This window comes from Pseudomonas sp. GL_135, assembly GCF_057834665.1.
Genome location: NZ_CM174408.1, coordinates 2,604,048 through 2,614,701, shown reverse-complemented (window position 1 = coordinate 2,614,701; position 10,654 = coordinate 2,604,048). Strand labels below are relative to the sequence as shown.

At 61.3% G+C, this 10,654-nt stretch carries 11 protein-coding genes; 5 read left to right on the top strand and 6 right to left on the bottom strand.

Going from position 1 to position 10,654, the window contains the following annotated elements; translation table 11 throughout:
- Positions 1-194: 194 nt before the first annotated feature.
- From proP to AC3ISG_RS11575, 3 genes are all read left to right on the top strand, one after another.
- The gene (gene proP / locus AC3ISG_RS11585; protein WP_122624110.1) at positions 195-1,697 is read left to right on the top strand and encodes a glycine betaine/L-proline transporter ProP; all 1,503 of its coding nucleotides are present in this window, start codon (positions 195-197) and stop codon (positions 1,695-1,697) included.
- A 234-nt stretch (positions 1,698-1,931) separates the two neighbouring features.
- A complete protein-coding gene (locus AC3ISG_RS11580) occupies positions 1,932-2,174 on the top strand; it encodes a hypothetical protein (protein ID WP_272635294.1) in 243 nt (80 codons plus the stop codon).
- 93 nt (positions 2,175-2,267) lie between these two features.
- Entirely contained in the window at positions 2,268-2,942 is a 675-nt protein-coding gene (locus tag AC3ISG_RS11575; RefSeq protein ID WP_485618558.1) for an HAD family hydrolase, read from the top strand.
- 465 nt (positions 2,943-3,407) lie between these two features.
- On the opposite strand, the gene AC3ISG_RS11570 is transcribed toward AC3ISG_RS11575, so the two are convergent.
- Together AC3ISG_RS11570 and AC3ISG_RS11565 are read right to left on the bottom strand one after the other, a co-directional pair.
- Complete coding sequence (locus AC3ISG_RS11570) at positions 3,408-3,632, bottom strand: hypothetical protein (protein ID WP_489299327.1); 225 nt, start codon at positions 3,630-3,632, stop codon at positions 3,408-3,410.
- A 23-nt stretch (positions 3,633-3,655) separates the two neighbouring features.
- Positions 3,656-4,786, bottom strand: coding sequence for an alkene reductase (locus tag AC3ISG_RS11565; protein WP_489299326.1), 1,131 nt, complete (start codon positions 4,784-4,786; stop codon positions 3,656-3,658).
- Between the two features lie 306 nt (positions 4,787-5,092).
- Here AC3ISG_RS11565 and AC3ISG_RS11560 point away from each other — a divergent pair, with 306 nt between their 5' ends.
- A complete protein-coding gene (locus AC3ISG_RS11560) occupies positions 5,093-5,404 on the top strand; it encodes a cupin domain-containing protein (RefSeq protein WP_172612315.1) in 312 nt (103 codons plus the stop codon).
- Positions 5,405-5,612: 208 nt separating this feature from the next.
- On the opposite strand, the gene AC3ISG_RS11555 is transcribed toward AC3ISG_RS11560, so the two are convergent.
- The 4 genes from AC3ISG_RS11555 to AC3ISG_RS11540 are packed head-to-tail and all read right to left on the bottom strand — an operon-like array spanning position 5,613 to position 8,521.
- Complete coding sequence (locus tag AC3ISG_RS11555; protein ID WP_489299507.1) at positions 5,613-6,464, bottom strand: transporter substrate-binding domain-containing protein; 852 nt, start codon at positions 6,462-6,464, stop codon at positions 5,613-5,615.
- Entirely contained in the window at positions 6,458-7,219 is a 762-nt protein-coding gene (locus AC3ISG_RS11550; protein ID WP_489299325.1) for an amino acid ABC transporter ATP-binding protein, read from the bottom strand. Before AC3ISG_RS11550 ends, AC3ISG_RS11555 begins: the two co-directional genes overlap by 7 nt.
- Entirely contained in the window at positions 7,216-7,875 is a 660-nt protein-coding gene (locus tag AC3ISG_RS11545; RefSeq protein WP_489299324.1) for an amino acid ABC transporter permease, read from the bottom strand. The genes AC3ISG_RS11550 and AC3ISG_RS11545 overlap by 4 nt, the downstream gene beginning before the upstream one ends.
- Complete coding sequence (locus AC3ISG_RS11540) at positions 7,856-8,521, bottom strand: amino acid ABC transporter permease (RefSeq protein ID WP_489299323.1); 666 nt, start codon at positions 8,519-8,521, stop codon at positions 7,856-7,858. Before AC3ISG_RS11540 ends, AC3ISG_RS11545 begins: the two co-directional genes overlap by 20 nt.
- A 1,401-nt stretch (positions 8,522-9,922) precedes the next feature.
- Between AC3ISG_RS11540 and AC3ISG_RS11535 the strand changes: the two genes are divergently transcribed.
- Positions 9,923-10,591 carry a sensor histidine kinase gene (locus AC3ISG_RS11535; RefSeq protein ID WP_489299322.1) on the top strand — a complete coding sequence of 223 codons (669 nt, stop codon included), beginning with the start codon at positions 9,923-9,925 and terminating at the stop codon, positions 10,589-10,591.
- The last annotated feature ends 63 nt before the right edge of the window (positions 10,592-10,654 follow it).

Here is a 10,654-nt window from a genome sequence, read left to right as displayed (position 1 = left end):
CCAATCGATTAGGCACTCATTTGTACGGATTCAAAATATATGGCGCCCGTTCTGAATTATTTACGCCCTTGTCCTATCAGATGCAGATCGGCCTGCCATTATTACGACAGCACCGCATTCCACGGAGTGCGCGCGTCGCCGATAGCCAGGGCTTTGATTGCCACAACGTCATACTTCCAGCTGCCGGGACTTTTATGAGATCACGCAAGAAAACCGTCAACCCGATCGGGTTGCAAGACATCACTATTGTCGACGATGCCAAGATGCGGAAGGCCATCACGGCCGCCGCGCTGGGCAACGCAATGGAATGGTTCGACTTCGGCGTCTACGGCTTCGTGGCCTACGCACTGGGCAAGATCTTCTTCCCCGGCGCCGACCCCAGCGTGCAGATGATCGCGGCCCTCGCGACCTTTTCCGTGCCCTTCCTGATTCGCCCTATCGGCGGCGTGTTCTTCGGCGCCATCGGCGACAAGTACGGACGACAGAAAGTCCTCGCCGCGACCATCGTCATCATGTCCCTCAGCACCTTTGCCATCGGGCTGATTCCCTCGTATGAATCCATTGGCATCTGGGCGCCGATTCTGCTGCTGCTGGCGAAGATGGCCCAGGGCTTCTCGGTCGGCGGCGAGTACACCGGCGCCTCGATCTTCGTCGCCGAATACGCGCCGGACCGTAAACGCGGCTTCCTGGGCAGCTGGCTGGACTTCGGCTCTATCGCCGGTTTCGTCCTCGGGGCCGGGGTCGTTGTGCTGATTTCCTCTGTGGTGGGTGAAGAGAAGTTCCTCGAATGGGGCTGGCGTCTGCCGTTCTTCCTCGCCCTGCCCCTGGGCATGGTCGGTCTCTATCTGCGTAATGCTCTGGAAGAAACCCCGGCGTTCCAGCAGCACGTTGAAAAACTCGAGCAAGGAGACCGCGAAGGCCTGGCCCATGGCCCGAAAGTCTCCTTCAAGGAAGTCGCCACCAAGCACTGGCGCAGCCTGCTGACCTGCATCGGCGTGGTCGCGGCGACCAACGTCACGTACTACATGCTGCTCACGTACATGCCCAGCTACCTGTCGCACAACCTGCATTACAGCGAAGACCGTGGCGTGCTGATCATCGTGGCGATCATGGTCGGCATGCTGTTCGTGCAGCCGCTGATTGGCTTCCTCAGCGACAAGATCGGCCGTCGTCCGTTCATCATCGCTGGCAGCATTGCCTTGCTGGTGCTGTCGATTCCGGCGTTCAAGCTGATCAACAGCGGCCAGTTGGGCCTGATCTTCGCCGGGCTGCTGCTGATCGCAGTGATCCTCAACTTTTTCATCGGTGTGATGGCCTCGACGCTCCCGGCAATGTTCCCCACCCACATCCGCTACAGCGCGTTGGCCAGTGCCTTCAACGTCTCGGTGCTGATTGCAGGTCTGACCCCGACCGTGGTCGCCTGGCTGGTTGAAACCACCCAGGACCTGTACATGCCGGCGTACTACCTGATGGTGGTGGCGGTGGTGGGCCTGATCACCGGCCTGACCATGAAGGAAACGGCGAACAAGCCTTTGCGTGGCGCAGCGCCGGCAGCGTCTGACCTCAACGAGGCCCGTGAGCTGCTGCAGGAGCACCACGACAACATCGAGCAGAAGATCGAAGACATCGACACGCAGATTGCCGAACTGCAAGCCAAACGCGAGAGCCTGGTTCAGCAGCACCCGCGTATAGATTGATTCTGGTGGGACCGGCTTCAGCCGGGAAGAGGCTGGTTTGTGCACCATCAGTGTTGTGGTGTAGCACACGACGCCTTCCCGGCTAAAGCCAGTCCCACGTCCCCTGCCGTTCGCGGCCATTTCGGCAAATTTGTCGGAACCGCTGCGTCCCTCTCCCGGTCAGGTCTTGCATGAGCATTCACCCGCTTATGTGCAGGCACACAGGCGGACAGAGAACTGAAAGGCAGCTTTCCCATGACCGATATCATTGACCACTTGCCCCCGGTGCTGCGACCGCAAAGCGAGCGCATCCTCGCTGATATCCGTGCGTCCGGCTCGACCATCGACGCCGTCAAGAACGGCGCTCAGGCCAACGGCTTCGTGCTCGGTCTGCAGTGCTGCGGCGGCATTGACGCGCAGCAGGCCGAGGCGCTTTCGGAGTTCTACGACAAGGTCGTGGAATGCCGGTTGAAGCGGCTGACGCTCGGGTTGTCCTGAGCCGACGTTGTGCAGCGTGCCTGAGCGCCGGCCCCCCCCTTTTTATTTTTAGCCATTGTCAGCGGATGACATGTTTACCAACGGAGCCACACCATGCGATCCAATACCTCCTTCCTTTTCGACCTCGACGGCACCTTGACTGACAGCGTTTATCAGAACGTCACGGCGTGGAAGGAAGCCCTCGATTCGGAGAACATCCCACTGGCGATGTGGCGAATCCACCGCAAGATCGGCATGAGCGGCGGTTTGATGTTGAAGATGCTGTCCCGGGAGACCGGGATGGAGATCAGTGAGGCGCAGGCCGATCGGTTGAGCAAAAAGCACGCTGAGGCGTACGAGAGAACCCAGGATCAGATCATTGCGTTGCCCGGCGCTGTTGATTTGTTGAAGACGCTGGATGATGAGGGGTTCTCGTGGTGTATCGCGACCAGTGGGGAGATGTCGACGGCGAAGATCAATTTGAAGGCGCTGGGTCTGGACCCGAAGAAGATCAATCTGATCACGCGCGATGATGTGAAGAACGGCAAGCCGGACCCGGATTTGTTTGTGACGGCGGCGAAGAAGATTGACGCGAAGATTGAGGATTGTCTGGTGGTCGGTGATGCGATCTGGGACATGCTCGCAGCGCGGCGGTGTAAGGCGACGGGGATCGGGCTGCTTTCGGGTGGGTACGATACGAGCGAGCTGGAGCGGGCCGGGGCGTTGCGGGTGTATGAGGATCCGCTGGCGCTGCTCAACCATCTCGATGAGATCGCTACGCGCGAATAGCCAAATCAAGAGCGTCTGCCTAACGGCAGACATTTCGCCTTCGGCGAGTTACTTGGAAAAGCACCCCAAGTAACCAAGGGTGCTTGCTCCTGGTTGGGTTCCTCCTTCGTCGGAATACCTTCACTCCGGTCCCGCTCCGTGGGCCCGCGCCGAACGGGCATCCATGCCCTGACGGCGCTCTCGCCGCATCCATGCGGCTCGGCCCACTGCGCGAGACCTGCGTTCAGCCTGCACCCAAGTCGCGTTTCGCGGTGACTGAACCTTCGGTGTATGAAGATCAAAAGCAGATCAAACGCTTCCCTTGTAGGACCGGCTTTAGCCGGGAAGGGGCCAGTTCAGGCGCCACTGCATTTTGATCTTCAAACCCTATCCCGCTAACCGCACGCGCTGATCGTTCCCCACGCTCCGCGTGGGAATGCAGGATCTGACGCTCCGCGTCGCCCCAATCGGCTGCGCCGTTCTGTCTTACTCGCCCGCCTTATAAAACGGGTAATCGACATAGCCCACTTCAGTCCCGCCATACAGGGTGGCCGGGTTGACGGGGTTGAGGGGCCAGCCGTTGGCGATGCGTGCCGGCAGGTCGGGGTTGGCGATGAAGGGGCGGCCGAAGGCGATGAGGTCGGCCAGACCGGCGTTTGATCGTTCCCACGCTCCGCGTGGGAACGCATCCTCCGACGCTCTGCGTCGCATAGGTCAGCTGCGGGGCGCTGCCTTCACTTGCCGGCCTTATGTACCGGGTAATCGACATAGCCCACTTCAGTCCCGCCATACAACGTGGCCGGGTTGACGGGGTTGAGGGGCCAGCCGTTGGCGATGCGTGCCGGTAGGTCGGGGTTGGCGATGAAGGGGCGGCCGAAGGCGATGAGGTCGGCCAGACCGGCGTCGATCAGGCGGTTGCCACGTTCGGCGGTGTAGCGGCCGGCGTAGATGATGCGGCCGGTGAAGGCATCGCGAATGGCTTTGCGGAAGGTGTCCGGCAGTTCGGGGGCGTTGTCCCAGTCGGCTTCGGCGATGGAGACGTAAGCGACACCTGCGTTTTCCAGGACCTTGATGGCTTCGACGTAGGTGTGGTGCGGGTCGCTTTCCACCAGGCCGATGTAGACGCGTTCTTCATCGGTGCTGGCGAACAGTGGCGAGAAGCGCACACCCAGACGGTCCCCGCCTACCGCTTCGGCGACGGCAGTGACGATCTCGCGCAGGAAGCGCAGGCGGTTTTCCAGCGAGCCGCCGTATTCGTCGTCCCGGTGGTTGGCGTGTTCGGAGATGAACTGGTTGACCAGGTAACCATTCGCCGCGTGAATTTCCACGCCGTCAAACCCCGCTTCGATGGCGTTTTTCGCCGCCTGGGCGTACAGCTTCACCAGCTCGCGGATTTCTTCGACAGTCAGTGCGCGAGGCGTCGGCGGCACCACCAGTTGCCCTGCGCCCGGCCCGGTTTCGATGAACGCCTTGGCGTTGGCCGCCGGGATCGCCGAGGGGGCAACCGGCGCTTCGCCGTTGGGCTGCAACGCGTGGTGGGACACACGGCCCACATGCCAGAGCTGAGCGAAAATCACGCCCTCTTCCGCGTGCACCGCGTCGGTCACTTTGCGCCAGCCTTCAACCTGCTCGGCGCTGTAGATGCCCGGGGTCCATGCATAGCCTTGGCCGCGCGGTTCGATCTGCGTGCCTTCAGTGATCATGAAACCGGCGGACGCACGCTGCTGGTAGTAGGTGGCCATGAGATCCGAAGCGATATCACCCGGCTGCAGGCTTCTCTGGCGGGTCAATGGCGGGAAGGCAATGCGGTTTTTCAGCACATGCCGACCAAGGTTGACGTGAGTGAGCAAGGGTTGCGTAGCCATAGGGTGATACTCCGTTAAGTCGTTGAAAGTTCTGACCAGACCGACCTGCGTAGACCAGTCGTCTAGTGGATGGCCGGGAGTCTAAAGTGCACCCGCACGCCCGGCAATGTCAGATCCGCAATGATTCCGGACATCGACCGCAGACTGCGCCACTTGCAGAATCTTGCGCTTTTAGCCCCTACTGCCCTGGCAAACCGTTGCACCCTGTCATCGCGGCCTTATGATTCCTCGCATTGGACGTTGGCAACCCGACACCGCAACATCGCGGTTGATCGGCTGCCAATCCGCATTTGAACGGACCTCCCCATGAACATCATCCGCAGCAAAGACTTCACCGGTGAGCGCCCGTGGGCCGCGTTGGACATCGCCAACATGAACGGCATCACCACGCGCCTGCACTGGACCGATCAGCCCTACAAATGGCACGTCAACGACGGTCAGGAAGTATTTGTGGTGCTGGACGGGCAAGTGGAGATGCGTTTCAAGCAGGACGGCGTCGAGCAAAGAACCGTGCTGCAAACGGGGGATATTTTCTACGCCTCCATCGGCACGGCCCACGTTGCCCACCCGCTGGGTGAAGCGCGCGTTCTGGTGATCGAGAGCGAGGGCAGCGTGTGAGCCAAGCTGCCTGATCACTGCAAAGTGGTGGTACTTGGACGGACCCCTTCCCGGCTGAAGCCGGTCCTACAACAACAACGCATGCATCCAGCAGGACCGCGTACTCCCGTAGGACTGGCTTTAGCCGGGAAAGCGTCAGAGGCCACACCGCTAGACCCAGGGTGTTCGAAATGACCGCTTCCCGGCTACCAGCCCCAAGCTCGATCAATCAGGGCTTCCACGCCCCGCCTTCAACGATCACCGCCGACGGATCGGTGTCCGCCGCCAGTTGATCCCGCACGTACTGGTTGTACAGCGTGAGCAGGTACTTCTGCTGACCGAGGCTGGCCAGTTCGGTGTTCACCCAATCGCGCAGTTCCGTGTTGCCCTTCTTCACCGCCGGGGCGATCGGCGCTTCGTCGCCGAGTTTCTGCGCCAGCACGCGGTAGCCCGGGTTTTGCTTGGCCCAGCTGAACAGCACCAGGTTATCCTGGGCATAAGCATCGCCTCGGCCGTTGGCCAGCGCCTGCAGCGACTCGGAATTCTTCTCGAACTTGAGCAGCTTCCAGTCGGGGTGGTTCTTGGTCAGCCAGATATCCGCCGTGGTGCCGGTGGTGACGATGACGGTTTTGCTGGCCAGATCGTCCAGCGTCTTCACCGGGCTGCTGTCCGGCACCAGCGCCTGCACCGCGACGCGCAGGTTGGGGTGGGTGAAGTCGACCACTTGCGCCCGCTCCGGCGTCACCGTCATGTTGGCGAGGATCAGGTCAACCTTGTCGCTCTGCAGAAACGGAATCCGGCTGGCGGGCTCTACCACCACAAACTCGATCTTCTTCTCGTCGCCGAGCAGGTCCTTGGCGAAGCGCCGCCCCAGATCGGTGTCAAAGCCGACGTAGTCGCCCTGTTCGTTGACGAAGCCGAACGGTGGTTTGTCGCTGAAAACGCCGACAATCAACTTGTCGCGCGCCTTGATTTTTTCCAGTGACCCTGCGGCAGAGTCGGCAGCATGGGCGGCAGCCGTGCCGACCAGCAATCCGAGGGCGAGCAGTGGCAGTACAAAGGCAGATTTAAGGGTCACGATGCTTTCCTTTTTGGCATGTTTTCTACGTAGGAGAATTTCTCCAGGAACTGCTGCGCGCGTGCGGTCTGCGGGGCGCTGAAGAAGGATTCGGGGTCGCTCTGTTCGGCGATACGGCCGCCGTCCATGAACAGGATTCGATCGGCCACCGCGCGGGCGAAGGCCATTTCGTGGGTGACGATCAACAAAGTCATGCCACTGCGGGCCAGGTCGAGGATGACTTCCAGCACTTCCTTGACCATTTCCGGGTCAAGCGCAGCCGTCACCTCATCGAAGAGCATGACCCTGGGGTTCATGCACAGCGCGCGGACGATCGCGATGCGTTGCTGCTGTCCACCGGAAAGCTCGCGCGGGTAGGCGTCGCGCTTGTCCAGCAGGCCGACACGGCTCAGCAGCGTTTCGGCCTGTTGCTGCGCGTCGACGCGTGTGCGCTTCTGCACGCTCAGCGGCCCGAGCAAAATGTTCTCCAGCACGGTCATGTGCGGGAACAGGTGGTAGCTCTGAAACACCATGCCGATCTGTTGCCGCACCTGACGCCAATCGGTGTTGGCCGGCAGGTTCTGACCAGCGAAACAGTACTGCCCGGCGTGGCCCAGTTCGAGACCGTTGAGGCAACGCAGCAGGGTGCTTTTGCCGCAGCCGCTGGGCCCGAGGATCACCACCACTTCGCCTTCGCGAACGCTCAGGTCAACGTCTTGCAACACCGGCACCGAACCGAAGTTTTTGCTGAAGCGGGTCAGTTCTATCAATGGGCTCATGAATGATTCCAACGCCGCTCGAGCACCCGCGAAGCGGCCGACAGCGGATAACAGGCAAGAAAGAAGAATACGAACAGGAAGCCGTAGATAAGCACCGACTCATAGGTTCGTTCGATGATTTGCTGGCCGATCTTGATCACGTCAACGACGCCGATCAGCACCGCCAGGGAGCTGGTTTTGATCAGCCGGGTGAAGACGTTGATCAGCGGCGGCGTCATGCGTCGCAGCGCCTGAGGCAGCAGCACGCGGCCATAAAGCTGGAACGGGCCCAGGCCAATCGCAAGACCCGCTTCCCGCTGCCCCCTCGGAATCGAGCGCAGTGCGCCACGCACCACTTCGCCGGTTTCACTGGCGCCCCACAGCGATAACACCAGCACCGCGCACCAGAAACCGGGGATGCTCCAGCCAAGAAAAATCGGCAAACCGAAGAAGAACAGGTACAACCAGACCAGCACCGGGATCGCCCTGAACAGTTCCAGGTAGACCAGCAGCACCCCGTCGATCCAGCGCACGCCAAGGTTGCGCAGCACGCCATAGATCACACCGCCAACACTGCTGAAGGCGATCGCCAGCAGCGAAATGCCCAGCGTGCGGCCGATGCCCTGGGCCAATTGCGGCGCCGACACCCACAACAATTCAAGACCCGAACTGGCCATGCTGGAGCCTCCTTTCAATCAGGCGCAGCAGCAGCGACAGCGGCACGAACAGCAGCACGCAGAGGCCGGTCATGACCGCGAGCATTTCGTAGGTTTTGTAATACAGCGCAATGTAGCTCTTGGTGGTGTACAGAATTTCCGGCACCGCCACCGCCGAAACCACGGTGGTTTCCTTGAGCAGGAAGATGAAATTGGCGAACAGCGCCGGCAGGCTGAGGATCCCGGCCTGGGGCAGAATGACGTGGCGCAGTAACTGCCAGCGCGACAGCCCGATGGACAGCCCCGATTCGATCTGCGATTTGGGCACCGCGTCGATGCCCGCGCGCAGGATCTCGGTCAGGTAAGCGCCGCCCATGAAGGTCATGGCAATGATCGCCGAGGCAAACCCGGAGATGCGGATCCCCAGGGTCGGCAGCGCGAAGTAGATGAAAAACAGCTGGATCAGCAACGGCGTGTTGCGCGCCAGCTCCACGTACACCCGTACCAGTGGGCGCAAGATGGGCACGCCGAACGCAGTAATCGCGGCATTGATCAGCGCCACGCACAGCGACGCGCCGATGGCGATGAAGCCGACCTGCAACGTGACGCCAACGGCGCTGACGAACGCGGGCAGCGTGGACACGACAAATTCAACATCGAACGCCATATCAACCCTGGTCCTGGGTGATGAGGTTGTCGCCATCGAGGCGTCGATGGATGCCGGCCGGTCCCGGCGCTGTACGGTTGTGAGGGTTTAATGATGGGGCTGTAGACACAATTATTCCTGCCAATGACTGCCAAAACGTGACGCCATAAGCGGGTCGACACGGGTTCGTTTGCGGGTCATTGCAGGCTTTATGCCACGCCGGAAAGTCCCGGGGTTCAGGGCCGTCGGGGGGTGTGAAGGGGCGTAACTGTTTGTTTTCCATGGCAAGTGGTGGAGTGCTGTTGCTGGGGCAACAGTGTCAGCGGCTGACAGGGTTGGAGGTCCTAAGCACAGGCTGCCACCGCGCTTACCCAAGGCCTTGCCATGACAGGCTTTTTTGCCGGAGTCGCTTCGCGATCTGTGTACGCCACTGATTCTGCGATGTGACAGCTTAGGCCTTCCCGGCTAAAGCCGGTCCCACATGTGCTCGTGGTGACTCAGTGGGACCGGCTTCAGCCGGGAATAGGCCGGTGTGTACGCCATCAATTTCGCGATGTCACCCCAGACGCCTTCCCGGCTAAAGCCAGTCCTACATGTGCTCGTGGTGACTCAGTGGGACCGGCTTCAGCCGGGAATAGGCCGGTGTGTTCACCATCAATTTCGCGATGTCACCCCCGACGCCTTCCCGGCTAAAGCCAGTCCTACACGTGCTCGCGGTGAGTCAGTGGGACCTGCTTCCGCCGGGAATGAGCCGGTGTGTTCACCATCAATTTCGCGATGTCACACCCGACGCCTTCCCGGCTAAAGCCAGTCCTACATGTGCTCGTGGTGACTCAGTGGGACCGGCTTCAGACGGGAATAGGCCGGTGTGTACGCCATCAATTCTGTGGTGTGACAGCCGGCGCCTTCCCGGCTGAAGCCAGTCCTACATGTGCTCGCGGTGACTCAGTGGGACCGGCTTCAGCCGGGAATAGGCCGGTGTGTTCACCATCAATTCTGTGGTGTCACCCCCAAAGCCGGTCCCACAGGTGATCGCGGTCTTACCTTTTTGGTACGGTGCTGCGAACCGGGGCCGCTGGAGCGCGCGCCTGGCATTCCGTTCAGCCTGTGTGGGGACTTTGACAGACATCCGGGTGCCTGTTCCTGCCAAACCCCCCTCGCCTGCGTTTCAAGCCGGACACGCTGCGTATACTCAAGCGCGACGAAGCACAAGACGTCGGACCGCCGGGGGCTACGATGCTGGACGAACATCAATCTCCTCTTTACACCCGCTTCCCGCCGCGAGCGGAGCAGCACTGGCCGGATGCGATTCGGCACCCTTCCCTGCCCCCTCTGGCGCACCCGACAGCACACCGCCCAGCGGGCTGCGATCAGGTTGCTGCCGCGCAAAGCGACTATGCTCACACTCTCCACGTCCGAAAGATGGCCGAGTTCAGCGCCTCCATCGCCCATGAAATCTGCCAGCCCCTTTTGGGCATCGCCGCCAACGCCGCCGCCAGCCTGCGTTGGCTGCAACGCGACGTGCCGGACGTCGACGAAGCCATCGCCGGCTTGAAGGACATCCGCGCCGGCTGCGAACGCGCCGCCAACATCGTCAAAGCCCTCGGCGCGCTGGCCCGTCAGGCGCCCTTGCAGCCGCGCATCCTGAAAATTGACGACGTCATCCGCGAGGCCGTCAGCCTTACCCAGCCGCTGCTGACTGCCCAGCGGGTACGGCTCGAAACCGGGCTATACGTCGACCAGTCGATCGTCGCCGATGCCGTGCAGTTGCAGCAATTGCTGGTCAACCTCATCACCAATGCCGTGGAAGCCATGGCCGGCTGCGGCCGTGACGCCGCCGTGTTGCGCATCCATTCATTTTCCCTCGGCGACGGTGTCGAAGTCTGCGTTGAGGACAACGGCCCGGGCATCCCGCCTGACCGTCGCGAGCAGATCTTCGGCGCGTTCTACACCACCAAGACCAGTGGCCTCGGCGTCGGACTGGCGATCTGCCGCTCGGTGGTCGACGCGCACCACGGGCGCATCTGGGCACAAGCGTCGGCCAGCGGTGGCGCACGCATTCGCTTTCAGTTACCGACCTGCTGTTACTGAAAGGCTGTTATCACGCCAGTCACTCCCGATTCCTCTGATCAAGCCCGGTTCAAACAACCGCGA

Excerpts from the sequence above, each read along its gene's own strand:
- proP (WP_122624110.1), top strand. The coding sequence starts at position 195 with ATGAGATCACGCAAGAAAACCGTCAACCCGATCGGGTTGCAAGACATC.
- AC3ISG_RS11580 (WP_272635294.1), top strand. The coding sequence starts at position 1,932 with ATGACCGATATCATTGACCACTTGCCCCCGGTGCTGCGACCGCAAAGC.
- AC3ISG_RS11575 (WP_485618558.1), top strand. The coding sequence starts at position 2,268 with ATGCGATCCAATACCTCCTTCCTTTTCGACCTCGACGGCACCTTGACT.
- AC3ISG_RS11570 (WP_489299327.1), bottom strand. The coding sequence starts at position 3,632 with ATGCGACGCAGAGCGTCGGAGGATGCGTTCCCACGCGGAGCGTGGGAA.
- AC3ISG_RS11565 (WP_489299326.1), bottom strand. The coding sequence starts at position 4,786 with ATGGCTACGCAACCCTTGCTCACTCACGTCAACCTTGGTCGGCATGTG.
- AC3ISG_RS11560 (WP_172612315.1), top strand. The coding sequence starts at position 5,093 with ATGAACATCATCCGCAGCAAAGACTTCACCGGTGAGCGCCCGTGGGCC.
- AC3ISG_RS11550 (WP_489299325.1), bottom strand. The coding sequence starts at position 7,219 with ATGAGCCCATTGATAGAACTGACCCGCTTCAGCAAAAACTTCGGTTCG.
- AC3ISG_RS11545 (WP_489299324.1), bottom strand. The coding sequence starts at position 7,875 with ATGGCCAGTTCGGGTCTTGAATTGTTGTGGGTGTCGGCGCCGCAATTG.
- AC3ISG_RS11540 (WP_489299323.1), bottom strand. The coding sequence starts at position 8,521 with ATGGCGTTCGATGTTGAATTTGTCGTGTCCACGCTGCCCGCGTTCGTC.
- AC3ISG_RS11535 (WP_489299322.1), top strand. The coding sequence starts at position 9,923 with ATGGCCGAGTTCAGCGCCTCCATCGCCCATGAAATCTGCCAGCCCCTT.